Raw genomic sequence first — 22310 nt, 5'->3', positions numbered from 1 at the left:
GTTCAATCCTCTTGAGTATACGGCACCAAATGAGTGACCACATTTTGCCATCATTAGGTTTCTTTTGTTGAGCTTGGATTAACTTAGATTAATTTCTTTAAAATGCTTGTTATTATAACTCATTGATTTTTATGTGTTGTTTTTATGCTTTCAACGCCTTACAGCGCCTGAAGATAAAAAAAGCCCGCCGGTGCCGGCGGGCAAAAGTTCCTTGTTACTTCTTCATTTGCAGGCACCTCTCTGGGGGGAGATACCGTGATACAGACTACCTGCCGGCGATGTAAGATTCTGCCGGCAGAGTGTTAAGAATGCGAAAAGACGCAGCGACAGCTAAAATAGCGGCGGGATGCCAGGCATTGGCGCACGGTGTTATACACTGAGAGCAACGAACGGGGAGAGGTAACGATGAAAGTCAACGATGCGGTAACGGTGAAGACCGACGGCGGCCCACGGCGCGAGGGAACCATTCTGGCGGTGGAAGTTTTTAATGAGGGGACGATGTATCTGGTGGCGCTGGAGGATTACCCGGCTGGCGTGTGGTTCTTCAATGAAATCGACAGCCGTGACGGCACCTTCGTTGAGCCGCGCAATCCGGAAAAATATTAGCTGCGCTGACCAGTTGTGCTGGCCGGAAAGTAGTTTTGTCGGTTATTTTCACTCTGCGTAATGATAACTTGCGTATCTGTATGTCAGCACAGGCGGCGATAAAAATGAATAACCCGCTGCGGCAAAAAATGTCGCAGTCAGGCGTTTCATATTTAGTGGCGAAATACGTTGCTATACGTAATCTGATGGTTATTTAAACCTGCTTATCGCCGATTGTTGCGGTGATATTCTCGCCATTAGCGGCTATTAACAAATATTCCGCTGGTCAGCGTATCGGTTAAACGCACCACGTGATAGATGATCTGTTTATTATGCGTTTTAATCTTGCGCTTGATATTCCCTTTATGAGAAGAGACCGTTTTTGCTTTAATTTGCATCTGGTCGGAGATCTGGATTGTACCTTGCCCAGACATCCACATACGCAACATATTCGATTCGGTTTGGCTTAGCGTGACCGGCGTTTGATCGAGAGCGGTTTTTTCAGAGCGGGTTGCCGGCTTGCGTTCCAGGTAGTGGCTCAACAGCTGGTTCATCGTCTCCGGTTTGATGGATTTTGACGAGATGATGACATTTTTACGAACATATAAGTAATCGTCAAAATGCACATTGGTGATGGCCATAAAGATGAAGAACAGCGTATCCGGATGTAGTGAGATCACCCGTTTAATGCGTTCCGTTGCGTTGCTCTCATGGATGAAACAGTCTTCGTTAATAAATACCAGACTGGGTTTCAAACGTGTGCACTTTTCGTGCAGATTATCAATGTCGGTCGCGGCGTTTATTTGCCGTTTTTTCACACCGTTCGATGTCAGGTAATCCGTTAGACCCAATCGCGTATAGCTGCATGAGTCCATGATGATCGTTGGCATAGTTGCACCCCCACTTAAATCCGTTTTACCGCGGTAATAATGAGAAAAAGCCTGAAAGCCAAAAAGGCAAAAAAATCAAAATATCACTAATTAAGAATGTTCTACCAACAAAAGCGAAACGGCTCAATGATATTTTCTGACTAACCTTATCAAACAGATGAATTCATAAGTTTGGCTTAAGTCAGCACAAAGCTTCACCAATGCCTCCAGAGCACCACACTTGCTCTACAGCCTAAGGCATCTTAAGCACCGCTCGCCTGTTCATTGAGTCTGTTTATCATGTCACGATTTTAAATTTCAGATTGCTAGGAAAATTCTTAAAAAAAATTCATGTGTTGTTTTTTTGACTGATAATCGTCCATTTTTTATGCGCATTTTGCCTTCCCGATCGTTGTTTGTAGGGGAAAATTCCTATAATTCACTATGTTAGCATGGCTCATCGTATTGTTGAGAATGGTAATCTTTTCATTTTGTATCATTGCGCTTCTTTGCTTGTCACATTTTTTTAATATTTTCGGTGTATTTTTCGTTCCGCAATGCGATATGGAACAAAGAATTAGCGCTTTGTTGATGATTCGTTAATGGAAAAGTGACGAGGGAATACCTACCTATTGGTTTTTCTGAACTATTGCCGGCGAAATTTTCTGCGTAGCGCTTGCGTCCTATGGGCGTTCCGCTTAGTTTGCTTGAGCTAACCAATTTACTGGGAGAGGTCAACGACGATGGGGAATAACCTGTTTGGTCAATGTGTCGGCGATGCGTTACCCGCGTGGCAGCCAGCCGGAGAACCGGGAGCACAGACGCTGTCCGGGCGTTTTTGCCGGCTGGAGCCGCTGGATATCCAGCGCGATGCCGCAGCGCTGTTTCAAGCCTATCAACTGGCTGAAGATGGGCGCGACTGGACTTACCTTCCCTATGAACGTCCGCAAACGCCGAATGAATTTACCCGTTATCTGCAAAGCCAGGCTCAGGCCGGCGATCGAAAAACCATGACGGTGATCGATCAGCGCAGCGGCAGAGCGCTTGGCACCTGCGCTTTTATGCGTATTGACCGGGCCAATGGCGTGGTTGAACTGGGCATGATCAACTGGTCGCCGCGGATGCAGCGCCAGGCGAGCGGCAGCGAAGCGATTTTTCTGATGCTGCGTCACGTCTTTGACGATCTGGGCTATCGCCGCTGCGAGTGGAAATGCGACCAGCTTAATGCGCCGTCGCGTGCGGCGGCACTACGCTTTGGCTTTAGCTTGGAAGGCACCTTCCGCCAGGCCGTGGTGGTTAAGGGGCGCAACCGGGATACCGACTGGCTGTCAATGCTGGACCATGAGTGGCCGCAGCGTCGTGCTGCCTTTAACGCCTGGCTCTCTGCCGGCAACATTGACGATGATGGCCGGCAAAGGCAGCGGCTGCAGGCGTTTGCCACGTGGCATGCAGACCATTCTGCCGTAGTCAGTTCGCTGTAAACCGGCATGCCCGCAACGAATCCAGCGCCAGTGCGATATCGCTTTCTTCGGTCATCCAGTTAACCAGCGCGGCGCGGATCGCCGGCTGGCCCTGATAGTGGGTGGCGGTACAGCGTATAATGCCGTGCCGATCGAGCCGCGCCAAAAAGTTATCGCGCTCCGCTTCTGCGTCGCCGCTGATTCCCGTCAGTGCGAAACACACCACGTTAAGGTTGACCGGCGCCAGCAGACAGAATCCCCCACTGGCCGTCAGGCCATCGCCCAACTGTTTAGCCAGCAAGATATTGCGTTCAACCATATCGCGTATACCATCGCGGCCATAGGCTTTCAGCGCCATCCACAGCGGCAGCGCGCGAAAGCGCCTTGAGTTTTCGGGCGTCAGGTGCAGGTAATGATCCGGGCGCAGGGCCGGCGCTTCCATATAAGCCGACACGTTCTGGAACACCTGCATCTGCAACGCCAAATGACGGGTAAACTGGATGGCGCTGTCATAGGGCACGTTCAGCCATTTATGGGCATCGACGGTGATGGAATCCGCCTGTTGCCAGCCTTCCAGTAATGGGGCGTAGGCGGGGGAGCAGGCGGCGACGCCGCCGAATGCCGCATCGACATGCAACCAGAACCCGTAGCGTTCGCGCAGCGCCAGCAGACGGGAAATATTGTCGAACGCCGTGGTATTCACCGTACCGGCGCTGGCCAGTACGATGGTCGGCGTGGCCGGGTGTGCGGCCAGATGGCGCGCCAGCGCATCGGGGTCGATGGCTTCCGAATCCGGCAGGGGGGCGATAGGCACCAGAGCATCACGGCCGATGCCCAGCATGCCGAGCGCTTTCTCACTGCTGGAGTGGGGGTTGGCGGCCAACACCTGCACCGCGCCCAGCGCCGCCACGCCCTGCTGCGCCACGTTGATGCCGCGCTGGGCGCCCAGCCATTGGCGGCCAATCGCCAGTCCGCAAAAATTGGCCATCGTTGCGCCGCTGACCAGGCTGCCGCTGAATGTCTTCGGCAGGCCGAGTAAACTTTTTAGCTGTTCAATCGCTGCCAGCTCGATGGCGGCGGCTACCGTGTCATGGCTGAGCAGGCTGTTTTGGTCGAAAACGCTAACCAGCCAGTCGCCGGCCAGCGCGGCGGGCGTGGCGCCGCCGGTGACAAAACCAAAGTAACGTGGTCCGGCGCTGGCGGAAAGGCCGTCGGCATAATGTTGCCAAAAGTGCTCCAGCGCAGCCTGGGCGCCTACGCCCTCTGCAGATAAGCGATCGTCGCCGGGCTTGAGTTGCTGCGCTGCCGCCGGCGGGCAGACGGGGCGTTCATTCAGGCCGGCCAGAAAGGTTTCGGCCAGCCGGCGGGTGTGATCAAGGATCAGTGGAAAGCGGGTTAAATCTTGTTGCAGCGTTGGGTGCATTATCGGCTCCGGGTCAGAGTGGAGAGTGTTAAGCGTAGAGTAAACAGGTTGTCAGCCGGTGAAAATCGAGAAAGAATGACGCTTTTGGATAGAAAGGCTAACCAGTGAAATTTGACCGCTTGCCTCTGCAGTGTTTGCCGACCTTTATTATCGCCGCGCGGTTGGAAAATTTGCGCGCTGCGGCGCTACAGGTTCATCTGACGCATGGGGCCGTCAGTCAGCAGATTCGGCAGCTGGAACAGGCGCTGGGATACCGGTTATTTGAACGTCGCGGTCGCGGCGTACGCCTAAACGGTGCCGGTCGCGAGCTGTTGGCGGCCGCAGAGCCGGCGATGCAAGCGCTAGAGCAAGGGGTCTTGCGGGCGCGCGCCGTTGCTGCCGGTCAGGGGTTGCGCATCAGCGTATTGCCGTCATTTGCCCATTATTGGCTGCTGCCGCGTCTGCCCGCGTTTCAGGCGGCGCATCCGGATATCGTGTTGGATATTGACGCCTCCCTGACGGTGCAGGATTTGGCCCACCAAGGATTTGACGCGGCGGTTCGCATCGGCGCTGGCGAATGGCGCGGCGTGCAGGCGCAGCGGATTGCTGATGGTGACGTTATTCCGGTTGCGGCTCCTGACCTGGCGCAGCGCTGGCAAGCGGCGCTGTTGCAAGGTGGCGAAGAACTGCCGTTACTGGAGCATGATGTGACGCCGTGGCGTACATGGTTTCAGGCAAGGGGAAGGGAGGCGTGCGGGCAAACGCTGGCGCTGTTCAATGATGCGGGGCTGCTGCTACGCGCCGCAGAGCAGGGGTTTGGTATTGCATTGGTGAAGACCCTGCTGGCCAGGGATATGCTTGCCGCCGGCAGGCTGGTTGCGTTGGCCGATGCCTGGCGGCCGGAAGGCGTCGATTACTACCTGGTCTGGCCGCAGGCCAATGATAACCCTGCCGTGCAACGGCTGCTGGCGTGGCTGCAGCAACAGCTGTGACGGCCGTTTCCGGCAGATTATCGGCGCCGGTAATTATTTCGCCGTCAGGTTGACGCTTCGTTTAATAAAACCTGCTTTACTTAATAATTCCGCATTATTATACTTCGTGCAAAATCTATCAGGAGAAATTAATTGGACAGTTTTAGTTGCGATAAAATAAACAAGGCAAGCTGAACTATCTTCTTCTGATATGTTGCTTGCCGACTTTGGCGGGCAGCACCTTCCCAGTATTCCTGTGTTGTGCATTCCCGAATAATAACGCCGTATCCACCGCCTGCGCGTCGTGGATGATTGAATTCGGATATCGATATGGCACTTTTCCGCTTCAGCCTGTTCCCTCCAGGCCTCCTTTCGCACCTGCGCTGAGCATCGCTCGGCGTGCGTCCGGCCATGCTCTGCGCAGTCCGGCCGGTTCATTCTGATCAATGTGCTTCACCCGCTGGGTGATAAGGAGGCGTCATGGACGATCATCCCGGATTTTTATTGTCTGCATTACCGGCGGAGTAACATTCACGTCGGGTAAGTCTTATTAAATAAAATTCTTTCTGCGTAACGTCGTTAATTTATTTTCGGCGGAGGAACCCATGTGCGCAGAATAAAAATAAGAGCATAGCATTATGACTTATTTCAGCAACAAAACTCATCGCCGTCCGCAGGGGCATGAGTCGTATGCCATCGCGCAAGAGGCGACAAACAGCATTGACCAGACGCTGGCGCAGCTTAACTGTAATCGTCTTGGTTTGACGCAGGACGATGCGCAGGAGCGGCTCGCCTATTACGGGGCAAATCAGGTCGCTCATGAAAAAGCGCCGCATGCGCTGTGGCAGTTGGTCAGCGCTTTCAATAACCCGTTTATTTTTGTGCTGATGGTGTTGGCGGCGATCAGTTTCTTTACCGACTACTGGCTACCGGCCCAGCAGGGTGACGAAACCGATCTGACCGGTGTCAGCATCATCTTGATTATGGTGGCGCTGAGCGGTTTGCTGCGCTTCTGGCAAGAGTACCGCACCAATAAAGCGGCGGAGGCGCTGAAAAGTATGGTGCGCACCACCGCGACGGTGCTGCGGCGCAGCAGCTTCAGCGCCCAATCGCTGGTGGTGGAAATTCCGCTGCGTGAGCTGGTGCCGGGGGATATTATCCAGCTGTCGGCCGGCGATATGGTGCCGGCGGACGTGCGGCTGCTCAGCTCGCGCGATCTGTTTATCAGCCAGGCTATTCTGACGGGGGAAGCGATTCCGATTGAAAAATATGACACGTTGGGAAGCGTCAGCCAGAAGTCCTGCGATGCCGAGGCCGCCAGCGAAAGCGAGCTGCTCGAGATGGCCAATGTTTGCCTGATGGGCACCAACGTCGCCAGCGGCACCGCCAGCGCGGTGGTGGTGGCCACCGGCGGACAAACCTATTTTGGTTCGCTGGCAAAATCGATCGTCGGCAGCCGGGCGCAGACGGCGTTTGACCGTGGGGTCAACAGCGTCAGCTGGCTGCTGATCCGCTTTATGCTGGTGATGGTGCCGGTAGTGCTGCTGATTAACGGTTTTACCAAGGGCGACTGGGGGGAGGCGGCGCTGTTTGCGCTGGCGGTCGCCGTCGGCCTGACGCCGGAAATGTTGCCGATGATTGTCAGCTCCAACCTGGCAAAAGGCGCTATTGCCATGTCACGGCGTAAGGTCGTGGTTAAACGGCTTAACGCCATCCAGAACTTTGGCGCGATGGACGTGCTGTGTACCGATAAAACCGGCACCTTGACGCAGGATCGCATCATTCTCGAGCATCACCTGGACGCCAGCGGCGCTTCGGATAGCCAGGTGCTGCATCTGGCCTGGCTGAACAGCTTTCACCAGAGCGGCATGAAGAACCTGATGGATCAGGCAATCGTGCGTTTTGGCCGCGGTAAGACGGGCATAGAGGCCCTGGGGCGTTACAGCAAGGTGGACGAACTGCCGTTTGATTTTATCCGCCGCCGCCTGTCGATCGTGGTGCAGGACGAACGGCAGCAACAGTTGCTGATCTGCAAAGGGGCGGTGGAGGAGATGCTTGCTATCGCCAGCCATGTGCAGGAGGGCGACTGCCGGGTTACGTTGGATGAGACGCGTCGTGCGGCGCTGCTGGCGCTGGCCAATCAATATAATGAGGACGGCTTCCGCGTGCTGCTGCTGGCGACGCGCGAACTGGGCGTACAGGGCTGCACGCTGCCGCTCAGCGTGGAGGATGAGCGCGATCTGGTGATCCGGGGGCTGCTGACATTCCTGGATCCGCCGAAAGAAAGCGCGCAGGCGGCGATCGGCGCGCTGCAGGAACATGGTGTGGCGGTGAAGGTGCTGACCGGCGATAACCCGGTGATTACCTGCAAAATCTGTCGCGATGTCGGGCTGGAGCCGGGGGTGCCGCTTTCCGGGCCGCAAATCGAGCTGATGGACGATCGTCAGCTGGCGCAGGAGGTGGAGCTGCGCACCGTGTTCACCAAGCTGACGCCGCTGCAAAAGTCCCGCGTACTGAAAATGCTGCAGGCGAATGGCCACACCGTCGGTTTTCTCGGCGACGGCATCAATGACGCCCCGGCGCTGCGCGATGCCGACGTGGGTATTTCGGTAGACAGCGGCACCGATATTGCCAAGGAGTCGGCGGATATCATCCTGTTGGAAAAAGACCTGATGGTGTTGGAGGAAGGGGTCATCAAGGGGCGCGAGACTTTTGGCAATATCATCAAATATCTGAATATGACTGCCAGCTCCAACTTCGGCAATGTGTTCTCGGTACTGGTCGCCAGCGCGTTTATTCCGTTCCTGCCGATGTTGGCGATTCATCTGTTGATTCAGAACCTGATGTATGACATCTCACAGCTGTCGCTACCGTGGGACAAAATGGATAAGGAGTTTCTGCGTAAGCCGCGCAAATGGGATGCCAAAAATATCGGACGCTTTATGATCTGGATTGGCCCGACGTCGTCGATTTTTGATATGACCACCTATGCGCTGATGTGGTTTGTGTTTGCCGCCAACAGCGTTGAGCATCAGGCGCTGTTCCAGTCGGGCTGGTTTATTGAAGGGTTACTGTCGCAAACGCTGGTGGTGCATATGCTGCGTACCCAGAAGATTCCGTTTATCCAGAGTACGGCGGCACTGCCGGTGCTGCTGATGACCGGGCTGATCATGGCGATTGGCATCTATATTCCGTTCTCGCCGCTCGGCGCCTGGGTGGGGTTGCAGCCGTTACCGTGGGAGTATTTCCCGTGGCTGGCGGCGACGCTGGTCAGCTACTGCGTGGTCGCGCAGCTGATGAAGCGCTTCTATATCCGCCGGTTTGGCGTCTGGCTGTAAGCGGCGGTCGGTTACCATAACAGGGTAATCAGCAGCCCCAGCATAATCGTCAGGGTGAAAGAAAACAGCGTACCGAGCATCACATACTCGGTACGCATTTTATCGTCGCTCTGTCGCAGATCGCCAAAGCGGAAAATAGATTTGGCCGCCAGCAGAAAGCCAATGGCCGGAATATGCCCCAGCAGCACAAAGGTCAGGATCAGCGTTCTTTCCAGATAGCCGATCTGTTTGCCGGCGCGCAGCAAAGAATCGTTGTCCGTCTTGGCGTTCGGCTGCATCTGCGGCGTCCAGCTTGCCAGCAACTGCCCGATCAGCAGCCCCATCGGCATATAAATCAGCCCGTATCCCAGCGCCGCCAGGCCGACGCGCCAGCCGTCGAAACGCTGCCATAACGCCTCGAACAGCGTAGCGACATGCGGCACGATTGCCAGCCACAGCAGAATAATCACCAGCAGATGCAGGCCCTGATCCAGCAGGAAGCTTGCCGCCGGCTTCATCGGCGCCATCAGCGTCACCTTGGCCAGATCAATCACGTAGTGACTGATGCCGACCACCAGCAGCGCCAGCAGCACATCCGCCGACGAGACGCCGCCGTGCAGCAGACCGAAGCCGGCAACGGCCCAGGCCGCCACGACGCCGTGCAGCAGGGCGTGCAGCAGTAAAAAACGCGACCGGTGGCGGTATTGAGCCTTATCCTGCACCCAGGCGCGCGGTTGCAAAGGGAAGTCCGCCAGCAGATGGAGCACCAGCAGCCAGATCAACAGTGGCGCATAGGTTAAAGCCATACTTAAATGATCCTGTTAATTGCATCAATGAACCGGATAATTTCATCATAGGCCGCGCGTTTGAGCGTTGCGGAGACGGTTGACGCTGCCTTGCGCACCGCGGCGGCCGCTTGCGCGTTGGTCGTTGTCAGCATGCGTGCCTGGACGACCTGCGCTTCTGCCTGTGACAAACGGCTGAGGGTATGATCTAGCATCGGTAGCAGATCGCTGACAATGGCATTGGCGCGTTCATTGTCAATTTTCAGAGCCAGCCTGCAATTTTTTGTCATCAGGTCCAGCGCGTTGCCGGAATTGAGGAAGGCGCTGCCGTAACCGTCGCCCCGGCCCCGGCGTTTGCCCAGGCCGACGGCGATGCGCGCGTCCCAGAGCGCGGCATCATGTTGCGCTTTTAAGGCGGTACGCAGGTAGACGGCCAGCCACAGGCCGGACTCGGGCTGGCCCACGGCCTGAAAGGCGTCGCCGCGAAAAATTTCAAACTGCGTCAGCAGGCCGGCCTGTTGAAGCGCCGTGAGTTCGGTGCGTAACTGCGCGATGTAACGTGGGGTGTCAACACGTCGTGAGTTGACGAGATCGCCGGTGATAACGCTGATTTGCGCTTTCATAGTAGGCTGTCCAGAAAACGAACGGACATTTAAATTCGCATCTGAAGGCGAATTTGTCAATTATTCGTACTCAGATACGAATTTTTATGATATTCGCATCCAGAGACGAATTTTATGTATGGAAAATATGAGTAAATCCCGGCGTACCAAGGTTCAGAAGCTTTTCATCATCACTTCACGCGGCTGTTCTGCGCCATACTTGAGCAGATGTTCGAATGACTTTTCCGTCTGCTTAAGCTGCTGCAGGAATGCCTGCGGCGAGAGATCGTGCTGTTTGCCGCTCATATAGGCTAATGCCAATTCTTTGGCCTGATAACGTGAAAAATTGTACATGGCGCCCCCCTTGGCGATGTCTGGTTGTCAGTGCGGCGATTGTAGAGTGCTGCTTAGAACATGAACAGCGGCTTTACCGTATCGATTCGATAGCTGAAACTTTCACGATGTGCGGCGCGGCCGCTCAATAACATATGAATTTCCATATATGTTGTTGACAGCGTGTCGTGCAGGGTTAAGATTGGCCGGGCAATGGGATAAGGAGCCTGCGGAATGATGCTGACGCCATTACAACTGTTTAAAAACCTGTCGGACGAAACCCGACTGACGATGGTGCTGCTGTTGCGGCAGGCTGAAGAGCTGTGCGTGTGTGAACTGGCGGCGGTTTTAACGCTGCCGCAGCCTAAAATCTCCCGTCATCTGGCGATGCTGCGCGCAAGCGGCCTGCTGCTGGACCGCCGTGAGGGCAAGTGGGTCTATTACCGGCTTTCGCCGCATATGCCGGCCTGGGCGGCGGGCATTATCGAGCAGGCTTACCTTAGTCAGCAGGAGCAGGTGAGCAATCTGGCAAAACGCGCCGCCGCGGACGGGTGGACGGTGTGCCGCTAACGTAAAAATTTTAACTTTTCATATTTGAAATTTCGAATATGAAATCCAAGAGACAAGGAGTACGTATGTGGCTGGCGGGCGCGATTTTTATCCTGACCATCGTATTGGTTATCTGGCAGCCGCGGGGGCTGGGCATCGGCTGGAGCGCCTCGTTGGGCGCCGTTCTGGCGCTGCTGAGCGGGGTGGTGCAGCTTGGCGATATTCCGGTGGTGTGGCACATCGTCTGGAATGCTACCGCCACCTTTATCGCGGTGATTATCATCAGCCTGCTGCTGGATGAGTCCGGCTTTTTTGAGTGGGCGGCGCTGCACGTTGCGCGTTGGGGTAAAGGACAAGGGCGGCGGCTGTTCAGCTATATCGTGCTGCTGGGGGCTACGGTGGCGGCGCTGTTCGCCAATGACGGCGCGGCGCTGATCCTGACGCCGATAGTGATTGCCATGCTGCTGGCGCTGGGGTTTGGTCCGGCGGCGACGCTGGCGTTTGTCATGGCCGCCGGCTTTATTGCCGACACGGCCAGCCTGCCGCTGGTGGTTTCCAATCTGGTGAACATCGTCTCGGCAGACTTCTTCCAGCTTGGTTTTAATGACTATGCGGCGGTGATGGTGCCGGTGAATATCGCCGCCATTATCGCCACGCTGGCGATGCTGCACCTGTTTTTCCGCAAGGATATTCCGACCCGTTACGATGTGGCGCTGCTGAAGGCGCCGCATGAGGCCATTCGCGATGTGTCGACTTTCCGCGCCGGCTGGGGCGTATTGCTGCTGTTGCTGGTCGGTTTTTTTGTGCTGGAGCCGCTGGGCGTGCCGGTCAGTCTGGTGGCGGCGGTGAGCGCGCTGGTGCTGTTGCTGGTGGCGAAAAGCGGCCGGACGATCGCTATCGGCAAGGTGCTGCGTGGCGCGCCGTGGCAGATTGTGATTTTCTCGCTGGGGATGTATCTGGTGGTATACGGCTTGCGCAACGCCGGGCTGACCGATCTGCTGTCGGCAGTGCTGAACCGCCTGGCGGAACAGGGGCTGTGGGCGGCGACGTTGGGCACCGGTTTTATCACCGCTTTCCTGTCTTCGGTGATGAACAATATGCCGACGGTGCTGATCGGCGCGCTGTCGATTGACGGCAGCAGCGCTGGCGGCGTGATTAAAGAGGCGATGATCTACGCCAACGTGATCGGCAGCGATCTGGGGCCGAAGATTACGCCGATTGGCAGCCTGGCGACGCTGCTTTGGCTGCATGTGCTGGCGCGCAAGAATATCAATATCACCTGGGGTTACTATTTCCGCGTAGGTATTGTCATGACGCTGCCGGTGTTGTTCGTGACGTTAGCCGCCCTGGCGCTGCGTTTGTCGGTCTCATCGTAAAAAGGGGCAACCATGAAAACGATCACCATCTACCATAATCCGGCCTGCGGCACGTCGCGCAATACGCTGGCGCTGATCCGCAACAGCGGCGTCGAACCGACGATCGTACTGTATCTGGAAACACCGCCGAGCCGTGACGAACTGTGCCGGCTGATTGCCGATATGGGCATCCCGGTGCGGGCATTGCTGCGCAAGAACGTCGAGCCGTATGAACGGCTGCAACTGGCGCAGACGCACTGGCGTGATGAACAGCTGATCGATGTTATGCAGCAGCAGCCGATACTGATTAACCGGCCGATCGTGGTGACGCCGCTCGGCACCCGGCTGTGCCGGCCGTCGGAGGTGGTGCTGGATATCTTACCGGACGCACAGCAAGGCGAGTTTATCAAGGAAGACGGAGAAAGGGTGGTTGATGAGCACGGGCGGCGGCGGCGTTAGAGCGGGACGGCAGAGCGGAGGCCCGCTCTGCCGGGTCTGTCAGCCTAAATCGCCGCCGGCCACCGGCAGCACGGTGCCGTTAATATAGCTGGCCGCGTTGCTGGCAAGGAATAAAATGGCGGCGGCCTGTTCGTTTACCGTGCCGTAGCGGTGCATCAGGCTGCTGTTTAGGGTCTGATCGACCACCTGCTGATACCACGCCTCCTCCTGCGGTGTCGGCGTTTCCCGGTTGCGCGGCGTCAGGCGCGGCGGCGCTTCGGTGCCGCCCGGCGCGGTGGCGTTGATGCGGATGCCGGCGTTGGCGTACTCAAACGCCAGCGACCGGGTGAGCGCATTCACCCCGCCTTTGGCGGCCGAATAGGGCACCCGGTTGACGCCGCGGGTGGCGACCGAAGAGACATTGACGATCGCGCCGCCGCCCTGCGCCAGCATGTGCGGCAGCACGGCGCGGCAGCCCCACAGCGTAGGAAACAGCGAACGCTGAATCTCCGCCTCAATCTGCGCCGGCGCATACTCGGCAAACGGCCGCGCCCAGATGGTGCCGCCGACGTTGTTCACCAGTATATCCAGCCGGCCGAAGCGTTGCTGCGCCTCATCGATGGCCGCCTGCGTCTCCTCCCAGCGTTCCAGATCGGCATGAATCGCCAGCGCGTCGCAGCCTAGCTCCCGCAGCGCAGCGGCCGCCTCCTGCAGATAGGGCGCGCGGTCGATCAGCGCCAACTTCGCGCCTTCCCGCGCGGCCTGTTCAGCGACCGCTTTGCCGATCCCCTGCGCCGCGCCGGTGATGACCATTACCTTGTTGCTAAAACGTTGCTGTAGCATCAGCGACTCCTTACGCCGTCTGGCTGGGGGCGAATTTTTCATAGTGGAAACTGGCCGGCGTGAAGGCGCGCTGACGGAAGTCGTGCAGCACCGCCTCGACCATCGGCGGCGGGCCGCACAGGTAGACGTCCACATCGCCGTCGTGCAGCTGGCTGTCATCAAGATGCTGGGTGACATAGCCTTTGCGCGCCGCCTGCGAGGCGTCGCTGGCGACGCAGGTCAGGTAACTGAAATCGCTCAGCCGTGCGCGATAACTGTCCAGCTGTTCCAGCTTCACCAGATCGCAGTCGTGGGTGACGCCATAGATCAGCCGCACCGGCTGCCGGACGTCGTCCTGCGCCAGTTGCTCCAGCATCGACAGAAAGGGCGCCAACCCGGTGCCGCCGGCGAGGAACAGCAGCGGCCGCGTCACGCTGCGCAGATAAAAGCTGCCCTGCGGGCCGTGCAGACGCACTTTATCGCCGGGGCGCGCCCGGCCGCTCAGGTAGCTGCTCATCATGCCGCCCGGCACGTTGCGCAGCAGGAACGACAGCCGGGGCGCGTTGGGCAGGGAGCTGAACGAATAGGCGCGGCGGGCGTCGCTGCCCGGCACTTCAATGTTGACGTACTGGCCGGGCAAAAAGGCGACGCCGCCGTGGGCGTCATCCAACTGCAGGCTGAACTCAATCGCGCTGTCCGACAGCGCGGTGGCGCTTACCACGCTGGCGGAAAAGGTTTCGCAGCCGGTTTTACACTGCGTGGAGGCCATCGGCACGTCGATCACGCAGTCGGACTGCGGCACCATCTGGCAGGTCAGCACCTGGCGTTGTCCGGCTTCCTCTGCGGAGAGGGCATCATCCAGGTAGTCATCGCCCAACTGGTAGTCGCCCTGTTCGCAATGGCATTTACAGCTGCCGCAGACGCCGTCGGCGCAGTCCATCGGCAGATTGACCTGCTGGCGATAGGCGGCGTCGAGCACGGTCTCATCGGGATTGCACTGGATAAAACGGCTGACGCCGTCCTCAAAGTTAAGCGCAACGGTATAGCTCATCATCGCCTCCCATTAAACATGGTAAATATCAATCACATGACTGATGTAGTCGTTATTGAGACGGATCGTTTTGCTCAGGATCTGCGGCTGTTCGCCGCCAAGCGCGATGCGGCAGCGGCAACTGCCGAAAAACAGATCGGTTTTCTGATAGCGGTGGCTGTAGGTGCTCCAGTTGTAGCGTACGTCCACTGCATCCGCCGTTTCGCCGATCAGCTCCACGTTGCTGATATGGTGGGTGGTGCGCGGTTCCGGCGTGCTGGCCGCTGAACGCTCGGTCTTGATGCGGTAGACGCGGTCTTCCAGCCCTTCGCGGTTCGGGTAGTAAATCAGCGATACTTCGCGCTGCGGATCGCAGGTGAGCCGGTCATCCTCGCCCCAGGAGGGCATCCAGTACTCGACCTGCGGGCTGTAGCACGCCAGCCACTCATCCCACTGGCGGTCATCCAGCAGCCGCGCCTCGCGGTATAAAAACTGCTCAATACGTTGTTGCTGGCTCATGACTGCACCTCGGTGTCGTTCAGGCTGCGCAGCAGGGTCTGCTGCCAGTGATGGTGGTGGGGGACATACAGCGCTTCATCCTCGGCGCGCACGCCGCTCATCAGCGGCCGGATCGCCATCGCCTGCGCGTTGTCGTCGGGGCCTTCCAGCCAGCGCGTGGCGCCGCGGCTGATATCGCTCCAGGGCATGTTGCCGGCGAGATAGCCCTGCTGGCAGGCGCGGAACTCTTCCAGATCGTCCGGCGTGCCCATGCCGCTGACGTTAAAGAAGTCCTCATACTGGCGGATGCGCAGGGCGCGGTCCTCGGCGCTTTCTCCCTTCGGCGCGAAGCAGAAGGTGGTGACCTCGGTTTTATCCACCGCGATGGGGCGCATCACGCGAAGCTGGGTGGAGAACTGATCCATCAGGTAGAGGTTGGGGTAGATGCACAGGTTGCGGGTATGGTTGACCATAAAATCGGCGCGCGTCTCGCCGAAGCGGTCGCTCAGGCGGCGGAAGTGTTTGAATACCGGCCGCACCTCCGGGTTCAGCGCCCGGGTCCACAGCAGCATATGGCCATGTTCGAAGCCGTAGACGCCGCCGGTGCTTTTCGACCAGCAGGTGGCGTCCAGCGTCTGGGTACTGCTGGCGTCGTGGCTGCGGCGCGACATGGTCGAGACATAGTTCCAGTGCACCACGCTGACGTGATAGCCGTCGACGCCGTTTTCCATCTGCAGCTTCCAGTTGCCGTCATAGGTATACGAGGAGGCGCCGGTCAGCAGTTCGATGCCGTCTTCCGCCTGATCGACAATCAGGTCCAACACCTGCCGGGTATCGCCCAGGTATTCCTCCAGCGGCAGCACCTTGTCGCTCAGGCTGCCGAATAGAAACCCGCGGTAAGAGGCAAAGCGCGGCAGGTGCTTGAGATCGTGCGAGCCGGCCTGTTTGAAGCACGGGGGATAGCCGCCGCTCTTTTCGTCTTTGGCCTTGAGCAGATTGCCGGCGTTGTTAAACGTCCAGCCGTGAAACGGACAGGTAAAGGTGGCTTTGTTGCCCTTTTTGCGGCTGGCCAGCATCGCACCACGGTGCGAGCAGCTGTTGATCATCGCATGCAGTTCTCCCTGCTTGTCGCGGGTAATGATCACCGGCTGGCGGCCCATCGTCAGGGTATAATAGTCGCCCGGCTCGGCGACCTGGCTTTCGTGCGCCATATATACCCAGTTGCCTTCAAAAATTGCCTTCATTTCCAGTTCAAATATCGCCGGGTCGGTAAATATGCCGCGGTGACACTGGTAGACGCCTTGCTCTTTATCTACCCGCAATGCATTTTTTATTTTCTGTTCCAGCGTGGAATAAATAGCAGTTGTTGATGAGTTCATACTAATGACCTCGTTAATCACGTTGCGTAGGGTGCCCTGGGGAAATTTATTCCCCATGGCGCAGGTATTATTGTTGTTCTTTTTCCGGTTTAACTTTCCAGCGCGCGCGGGCGTTTAATTCGCTGTTCCTCTGCGCTGTCGCCGGCGGCGTAAATCATGAAATCAAAGCGGATTTCGGTATGTTCGCCGGGCAGATCGCGCTGTGCGGCCAGCGCCGGATCACTGATTTTGATCGGATCGGCGATCAGTTCATCGCGGGTAGCGAAGGCAAAATCGTCCCACAGGTAGCGGTCGCCGTTCAGGTTGATCTGAGTGGTGAGGTGCTTGTGGCCGGGAGCGGAAACAAAAAAGTGGATATGCGCCGGCCGGTTGCCGTGGCGGCCAAGGCGATCGAGCCAGGCCTGCGTCGGGCCGTCCGGCGGGCAGCCGTAACCGGAGGGCAAAATACTGCGCACCGCGTAGCGGCCGTCGGCGTCGGTTTGCACCCGGCGACGCAGGTTGTAATTGCTCTGCGACTTATCGAAGAACGAATAGTTGCCCAGCGTATTGGCGTGCCAGATATCGACGATGGCGCCGGCCAGCGGGCGGCCGTGCTGGTCGCTGACCTGGCCGTGCAGCCACATGACTTCGCCGCTGTCCGTACCGTCGTCCATCCGTGCGTAGCCGTCGCTCAGCGGCGCATTGGCGACATACAGCGGCCCTTCGATGGTGCGCGGCGTGCCGCCGTTCAGACCCTGCTGGCGTTCTCGCGCGTCCTCACGCATATCCAGATAGTGCTCCAGCCCCAGGCCGGCCGCCAGCAGCGCCGCTTCCTGACGGCCGCCGAGCTGATGCAGATAGTTAATCGCCCGCCAAAACTCTTCGGCGCTAATATCAAAGTCGTCGATCAACTGACAGATATTACCCAGCAGCTGGCGGGTGATGGCTTTAAAACGCGGATCGCCGTCGTTTCCGGTTAAACCGCTGCTGATATCCAGCAGCTTGCTGACGTCTTCAGACTGATTGAAGGATACGGACATTGCAGACTCCTCATTATAATAGAGCCGTAAATAACGGCGATGGCCGGCAGCGGCGCATCGCAATTATTCGGGCTGAGCTCGGGTTTACGGCGCCGAAAATAACCGGCTAACCCGTGGAGATGAATTATTTCTGCTTTATTTATCGTCGTCGTAAATGGATGACGGATGCCGGCACAAGGCCTCAATATGCATTTCCATATACGGGAACAGCGGCAGCGCCGATAAGATATCGTGCAGTTCGCTATTACTTTCCACGTCAAAGATACTGACGTTGGCGTATTTTCCCGCCACGCGCCAAAGGTGGCGCCATTTTCCCTGCGTCTGCAGCTCTTGCGCATAGCGCTTTTCACGCAGTTTGATCTCATCGGCGACGGCGGCCGGCATATCGGACGGCAGTTGCACGGACATTTCAACTTTGAACAACATCAGGCAGGCTCCTCTAGGTGCGCTGATAAAAACGCAGTTTGTCTTCATCGACCTCAATGCCGAGGCCCGGGCCGTCCGGCAGCGTGACCTGTCCGTCGGCGAAATTCAGCGGTTCGGCGATGATGTCGTCTTTTAGCAGCAGCGGACCGAACATTTCCGTTCCCCAGGCCAGCTTCAGCGTTGACCAAGCGTGCAGCGACGCCACGCTGCCGATGCTGCCTTCCAGCATGGTGCCGCCGTACAGCGCGATGCCGGCCGCATCGGCGACGTGCGCCAGTTTCAGCGCCTGCGCCGGGCCGCCGGCCTTGGCGATTTTCAGCGCATAGGCGCCGCGGAAACCGCCGGCGGCCAGCGCGTAGCCGTCATGGGCGTCGGCTACCGCTTCATCGGCCAGAATCGGCAGGGTGAACCGTTGACTCAGCTGCGTCAGCGCGGCGCGGTCCCACAGCGCCACCGGCTGCTCCACCAGATCGATGCCGATCTCCTGCAGCGCAGCCATGCCGCGCACCGCGCTGGCGGCGTCCCAGGCCTGATTGACGTCAACCCGGATACTGGCGTCGGCCCCCAGCGCCCGGACGATCGCCGCGGTGTGTCGCAGGTCGTCGGCCAGCGGTCTGGCGCCGATCTTGAGTTTAAAGGCGTTATGGCGGCCTTCCGCCAGCAGGCGCTGCCCCTCGGCGATATCGCGCTCGGTGTCGCCGCTGGCCAGCGTCCACAACACCGGCAGCTGCCGACTCTGCGCGCCGCCGAGCAGGGTGCTGAGCGGCTGACGCAGCACTTTGCCCTGCGCGTCGAGAAACGCGGTCTCCAGCGCCGATTTGGCAAAGGTATTGCCTTTGACGCTGGCGTTCATCAGATTGACCAGCGGCGTCAGGCCGTCAAACTGCTGGCCGGTCAGCAGCGGCGCCAGATAGGTATCGATGGCGGACTTGATCCCTTCCGGGCTTTCCGGGCCGTAGCTCAGGCCGCCGATGGTGGTGGCTTCGCCCCAGCCGACCAGGCCGCCCGCACAGGTGAGGCGAACGATGGTCAGCGTCTGGCAGCCCATGGTCGCCATCGACAGTTTGTGCGGCCGGATGGTGGGAATATCCAGCAGCCAGCTTTCAATGCGTTCAATACACAGCGTCATGGGTTATACCTCTGTCAGAAAGTCGAGTACGCGGTGGGCGAACAGCGCCGGACACGCAATATTGCTGATGTGCGAGGCGGGCAGGGTCGCCAGTTCCGCCTGCGGCGCGTTCGCCAACAGGAAGCGCGCGTCGTCCGGCGTGGTGATCGGATCCAGCTCGCCGGCGATCGCCAGCATCGGCTGCGGCATGTGGCGGACTTCGGCCCGCAGATCCGCCTGCGCCAGCGCGTCGCAGCAGGCGGCATAACCGGCGGCGTTGCCCTGCGCCAGCTGCGCGGCCAGTGCCGCCACCTGCTGCGGTTCGCGGCGTTGGAATTCCTCGCTGAACCAGCGCGCCGGCGACGCGGCGGCAATCTCCGCCAGGCCGTCACGGCGCACCGTCTGCGCGCGCTGATGCCAGCCTTCGGCGCTGCCGATGCGCGCGGCGCTGTTGGCCACCACCAGCCGCTGCAGGCGCTGCGGCTGATAGCGGTTGAGCCACAGGCCGGTCAGCCCGCCCATCGAAATGCCGCAGAAATGGGCGCGTTCAACGTCCAGGCTGTCGAGCAGGGCGACGACATCGCGGCCAAGGATCTCCAGCGTCAGCGGGGCGGCGGGCAGCGGCGTTCCGCCGTGGCCGCGCTGGTTATAGCGCAGCACGCGGAAATGGGCGGTAAAGAGCGCCATCTGCGGCTGCCACAGATCCAATGTAGTACCCAGCGAATTGGACAGCACCAGCAGCGGTGCGCCGGCCGGGCCGTCAAGGCGGTATTCAATCTCCATCACACCCTCTCGATAATCATGGCGATGCCCTGACCGACGCCGATGCACATGGTGCACAATCCGTAGCGTCCGCCGCTTTGCTGCAGCTGATAGGCGGCATTCATCACCAGCCGGCCGCCGGAGGCGCCCAGCGGGTGGCCGAGAGCGATGGCGCCGCCGTGCGGGTTAACCTGCGGCGCATCGTCCGGCAGCGACAGGGCGCGGGTCACCGCCAGCGCCTGCGCGGCGAAGGCCTCATTCAGCTCAATCACGTCCATCTGTTCGAGGCGCAGGCCGGCGCTTGCCAGCACTTTACGCACCGCCTGCGCCGGGCCGAAACCCATAATCGACGGCTCGATGCCGGTGACCGCGCTGGCGACGATGCGCGCCAGCGGCTGCAGGCCGTGCCGGCGCATACCGCGTTCGCTGGCCAGCAGCAGGGCGCAGGCGCCGTCGTTCAGCCCGGAGGCGTTACCGGCGGTGACGCTGCCTTGCGGATGCACCACCGGCTTGAGTTTTTCCAGCGCCGCACGGCTGGTGGCGCGCGGGTGTTCATCGCGGCTGAAGCTCAGCGCCTCGCCTTTTTTCTGCGGAATGGTTACCGCGATCAGCTGGCTGGCGAAGAAGCCGCTTTCCTGCGCGGCGGCGGCGCGCTGCTGGCTGCGCAGGGCGAAGGCGTCCTGATCCTGCCGGCTGATGCGGAACTGCTCCGCCACGTTTTCGGCGGTTTGCGGCATGGAGTCGACGCCGTACAGCGCTTTCATCTGCGGGTTGATAAAGCGCCAGCCCATGGTGGTGTCTTCCAGCCGCATGGCGCGGCTGAAGGCGCTTTCCGCTTTGCCCATGACGAACGGCGCGCGCGACATGCTCTCGACGCCGCCGGCGATCAGCAGATCGCCTTCACCGCTTTTAATCACGCGCGCCGCCATCGCCGTCGCATCCAGGCTGGAGCCGCACAGACGGTTGACGGTGCAGCCGGGTACGGAAACCGGCAACCCGGCCAGCAGCAGCGCCATGCGCGCCACGTTGCGGTTGTCCTCGCCGGCCTGATTGGCGCAGCCGAGCAGCACATCGTCCAGCGCGCTCCAGTCCAACTGCGGGTGGCGTTGCTGCAGCGCCTGCAGCGGCAGCGCCGCCAGATCGTCGGCGCGGATCCCGGCCAGGGTGCCGTTCAGCTTGCCGAACGGGGTGCGCACCGCGTCACACAGATAAGCGTGAGTCATCGTGTTGTTCTCCGTGTTGCAGGGCAAAAGTCAGCTCAACCGGGGTGACCTCCTGGAGTTGGCGTGGCGTCAGGCCGGCAAAAATCTCGCGCACCACCAGCCCGTGGTCGGTGACGTCGATCACCGCCAGGTCGCTGTAGATGCGGGTAATGCAGCCGACGCCGGTCAGCGGATAGCTGCACTCTCTGACGATTTTGCACTCGCCTTTTTTGGTCAGGTGTTCGGTCATCACATACACCTGACGCGCGCCGATCGCCAAATCCATCGCGCCGCCGACCGCCGGGATTGCCCCCGGCGCGCCGGTGCTCCAGTTGGCCAGATCGCCCCGTTCCGACACCTGATAGGCCCCCAGCACGCAGATATCCAGATGGCCGCCGCGCATCATGGCGAAGGAGTCGCCGTGGTGGAAAAAACAGCCGCCCAGCAGCAGCGTCACCGGCTGCTTGCCGGCGTTAATCAGTTCGGGGTCTTCTTCTCCGGCCGCCGGCGCCGGCCCCATGCCGAGGATGCCGTTTTCACTGTGTAAAAAGATCTCTTTATCGGCGGGCAGATAGTTGGCGATCTGGGTCGGCATGCCGATGCCCAGATTGACGTAGGCCCCTTCCGGAATATCACGCGCGATACGTTCGGCCAGCTGTTGATGCGTCAGTTTTGACATGATGGTTCCTCAGGCCGAAAGCCGTTGTGGGGTGGACGGTGCGCTGACCACGCGCCGCACGAAAATCCCCGGCGTGATCACCGCTTCGGCATCCAGCTCACCCAGGGGCACCAGATGATTGACCTCGGCAATGGTGCAGCCGGCGGCCATCGCCATGATCGGGCCGAAGTTGCGACCGGTCTGGTTATAGACCAGATTGCCCCAGCGGTCGGCGCGCTCGGCCCGGATCAGGGCAAAATCGGCCTTCAGCGGCAGTTCGAACACATAGTGCCGGCCGTCGATTTCGCGCACCTCTTTATCTGCCGCCAACTGGGTGCCGTAGCCGGTCGGGGTATAAATACCGCCGAGGCCGGCGCCGCCTGCCTGAATGCGCGCCGCCAGGTTGCCCTGCGGGATCAGCTCCAGCTCCAGCTCCCCGCGCCGGTAGAGGTCGTCAAACACCCAGGAGTCGGACTGGCGCGGGAATGAGCAGATGATTTTGCGTACGCAGCCGGCTTTCAGCAGCGCCGCCAGCCCGAAATCGCCGTTGCCGGCGTTGTTGCTGATTACCGTCAGGTTACGCGGGAGTCGGCGGATCAGGGCGTCCAGCAGGGCATAAGGCTGGCCTGCCGGACCGAAGCCGCCCACCATCACGCTGGCGCCGTCGGGAATATCGGCAACGGCGGCGTCGGTGGACTGCACGCTTTTATTAATCATTTCTTCTCCTTGGTAGGCTGATT

23 protein-coding genes are annotated in these 22310 nt (G+C 59.3%); 7 read left to right on the top strand and 16 right to left on the bottom strand.

What is annotated here, in order from left to right:
* The first annotated feature begins 405 nt into the window (after positions 1-405).
* The gene (gene dsrB / locus CLM71_RS14700) at positions 406-606 is read left to right on the top strand and encodes a protein DsrB (protein ID WP_105231681.1); all 201 of its coding nucleotides are present in this window, start codon (positions 406-408) and stop codon (positions 604-606) included.
* 236 nt (positions 607-842) lie between these two features.
* Here the strand turns inward: dsrB and rcsA are convergent, their stop codons facing one another.
* On the bottom strand, positions 843-1475 hold the full coding sequence (gene rcsA / locus CLM71_RS14695) for a transcriptional regulator RcsA (protein ID WP_105231680.1): 633 nt from the start codon (positions 1473-1475) through the stop codon (positions 843-845).
* 722 nt (positions 1476-2197) lie between these two features.
* Here rcsA and CLM71_RS14690 point away from each other — a divergent pair.
* A complete protein-coding gene (locus tag CLM71_RS14690) occupies positions 2198-2935 on the top strand; it encodes a GNAT family N-acetyltransferase (protein ID WP_105231679.1) in 738 nt (245 codons plus the stop codon).
* Here the strand turns inward: CLM71_RS14690 and CLM71_RS14685 are convergent.
* Positions 2922-4337, bottom strand: a complete 1416-nt coding sequence (locus tag CLM71_RS14685; RefSeq protein ID WP_105231678.1) for a pyridoxal-dependent decarboxylase — start codon at positions 4335-4337, stop codon at positions 2922-2924. The genes CLM71_RS14690 and CLM71_RS14685 overlap by 14 nt on opposite strands.
* A gap of 104 nt (positions 4338-4441) precedes the next feature.
* Between CLM71_RS14685 and CLM71_RS14680 the strand changes: the two genes are divergently transcribed.
* Together CLM71_RS14680 and mgtA are read left to right on the top strand one after the other, a co-directional pair.
* Positions 4442-5308: a LysR substrate-binding domain-containing protein gene (locus tag CLM71_RS14680; protein WP_105231677.1), complete on the top strand. Its 867-nt coding sequence runs from the start codon at positions 4442-4444 to the stop codon at positions 5306-5308.
* A 617-nt stretch (positions 5309-5925) separates the two neighbouring features.
* Positions 5926-8625 carry a magnesium-translocating P-type ATPase gene (gene mgtA, locus CLM71_RS14675; protein WP_105231676.1) on the top strand — a complete coding sequence of 900 codons (2700 nt, stop codon included), beginning with the start codon at positions 5926-5928 and terminating at the stop codon, positions 8623-8625.
* Positions 8626-8636: 11 nt separating this feature from the next.
* Here mgtA and CLM71_RS14670 read toward each other — a convergent pair whose 3' ends face one another.
* The 3 genes from CLM71_RS14670 to CLM71_RS14660 all read right to left on the bottom strand — a co-directional run bounded on the left by CLM71_RS14670 (position 8637) and on the right by CLM71_RS14660 (position 10345).
* Complete coding sequence (locus CLM71_RS14670; protein WP_105231675.1) at positions 8637-9410, bottom strand: DUF3307 domain-containing protein; 774 nt, start codon at positions 9408-9410, stop codon at positions 8637-8639.
* A 2-nt stretch (positions 9411-9412) separates the two neighbouring features.
* Positions 9413-10012, bottom strand: coding sequence for a hypothetical protein (locus CLM71_RS14665; protein ID WP_105231674.1), 600 nt, complete (start codon positions 10010-10012; stop codon positions 9413-9415).
* Positions 10013-10165: 153 nt separating this feature from the next.
* Positions 10166-10345, bottom strand: coding sequence for a hypothetical protein (locus tag CLM71_RS14660; protein WP_105231673.1), 180 nt, complete (start codon positions 10343-10345; stop codon positions 10166-10168).
* A gap of 213 nt (positions 10346-10558) precedes the next feature.
* Here CLM71_RS14660 and CLM71_RS14655 point away from each other — a divergent pair, with 213 nt between their 5' ends.
* The 3 genes from CLM71_RS14655 to arsC all read left to right on the top strand — a co-directional run bounded on the left by CLM71_RS14655 (position 10559) and on the right by arsC (position 12687).
* Positions 10559-10894 (top strand): metalloregulator ArsR/SmtB family transcription factor, encoded by a 336-nt coding sequence (locus CLM71_RS14655; RefSeq protein ID WP_105231672.1) that lies wholly within the window; start codon positions 10559-10561, stop codon positions 10892-10894.
* 65 nt (positions 10895-10959) lie between these two features.
* Positions 10960-12249, top strand: coding sequence for an arsenic transporter (locus CLM71_RS14650; protein WP_105231671.1), 1290 nt, complete (start codon positions 10960-10962; stop codon positions 12247-12249).
* 12 nt (positions 12250-12261) lie between these two features.
* Positions 12262-12687 (top strand): glutaredoxin-dependent arsenate reductase, encoded by a 426-nt coding sequence (gene arsC / locus CLM71_RS14645; protein ID WP_105231670.1) that lies wholly within the window; start codon positions 12262-12264, stop codon positions 12685-12687.
* Positions 12688-12726: 39 nt separating this feature from the next.
* Here the strand turns inward: arsC and benD are convergent, their stop codons facing one another.
* The 11 genes from benD to CLM71_RS14590 form a co-directional block, all read right to left on the bottom strand.
* The gene (gene benD / locus CLM71_RS14640; RefSeq protein WP_105231669.1) at positions 12727-13509 is read right to left on the bottom strand and encodes a benzoate diol dehydrogenase BenD; all 783 of its coding nucleotides are present in this window, start codon (positions 13507-13509) and stop codon (positions 12727-12729) included.
* Between the two features lie 10 nt (positions 13510-13519).
* Positions 13520-14539 carry a benzoate 1,2-dioxygenase electron transfer component BenC gene (gene benC / locus CLM71_RS14635; RefSeq protein WP_105231668.1) on the bottom strand — a complete coding sequence of 340 codons (1020 nt, stop codon included), beginning with the start codon at positions 14537-14539 and terminating at the stop codon, positions 13520-13522.
* A 12-nt stretch (positions 14540-14551) separates the two neighbouring features.
* Entirely contained in the window at positions 14552-15037 is a 486-nt protein-coding gene (benB, locus tag CLM71_RS14630; RefSeq protein WP_105231667.1) for a benzoate 1,2-dioxygenase small subunit, read from the bottom strand.
* Entirely contained in the window at positions 15034-16395 is a 1362-nt protein-coding gene (locus CLM71_RS14625; protein WP_105233414.1) for a Rieske 2Fe-2S domain-containing protein, read from the bottom strand. The genes benB and CLM71_RS14625 overlap by 4 nt, the downstream gene beginning before the upstream one ends.
* A gap of 89 nt (positions 16396-16484) precedes the next feature.
* Positions 16485-17414 (bottom strand): catechol 1,2-dioxygenase, encoded by a 930-nt coding sequence (gene catA, locus CLM71_RS14620; protein ID WP_105231666.1) that lies wholly within the window; start codon positions 17412-17414, stop codon positions 16485-16487.
* A gap of 135 nt (positions 17415-17549) precedes the next feature.
* Positions 17550-17840 carry a muconolactone Delta-isomerase gene (catC, locus tag CLM71_RS14615; protein ID WP_105231665.1) on the bottom strand — a complete coding sequence of 97 codons (291 nt, stop codon included), beginning with the start codon at positions 17838-17840 and terminating at the stop codon, positions 17550-17552.
* A 13-nt stretch (positions 17841-17853) separates the two neighbouring features.
* Positions 17854-18969, bottom strand: a complete 1116-nt coding sequence (locus tag CLM71_RS14610; RefSeq protein ID WP_105231664.1) for a muconate cycloisomerase family protein — start codon at positions 18967-18969, stop codon at positions 17854-17856.
* A 3-nt stretch (positions 18970-18972) separates the two neighbouring features.
* A complete protein-coding gene (pcaD, locus tag CLM71_RS14605) occupies positions 18973-19731 on the bottom strand; it encodes a 3-oxoadipate enol-lactonase (protein WP_105231663.1) in 759 nt (252 codons plus the stop codon).
* Entirely contained in the window at positions 19731-20933 is a 1203-nt protein-coding gene (gene pcaF / locus CLM71_RS14600; protein ID WP_105231662.1) for a 3-oxoadipyl-CoA thiolase, read from the bottom strand. The genes pcaD and pcaF overlap by 1 nt, the downstream gene beginning before the upstream one ends.
* Positions 20911-21591, bottom strand: coding sequence for a 3-oxoacid CoA-transferase subunit B (locus CLM71_RS14595; protein ID WP_105231661.1), 681 nt, complete (start codon positions 21589-21591; stop codon positions 20911-20913). The genes pcaF and CLM71_RS14595 overlap by 23 nt, the downstream gene beginning before the upstream one ends.
* A 9-nt stretch (positions 21592-21600) precedes the next feature.
* On the bottom strand, positions 21601-22287 hold the full coding sequence (locus tag CLM71_RS14590; RefSeq protein ID WP_105231660.1) for a 3-oxoacid CoA-transferase subunit A: 687 nt from the start codon (positions 22285-22287) through the stop codon (positions 21601-21603).
* Positions 22288-22310: the final 23 nt, after the last annotated feature.

Origin of the sequence: Serratia sp. MYb239, assembly GCF_002966855.1 — a bacterium.
Lineage (GTDB): Bacteria > Pseudomonadota > Gammaproteobacteria > Enterobacterales > Enterobacteriaceae > Serratia_B > Serratia_B rhizosphaerae.
Note: the sequence above shows the minus strand (reverse complement) of the source record. Positions and strands in the feature narration are given on the sequence as shown.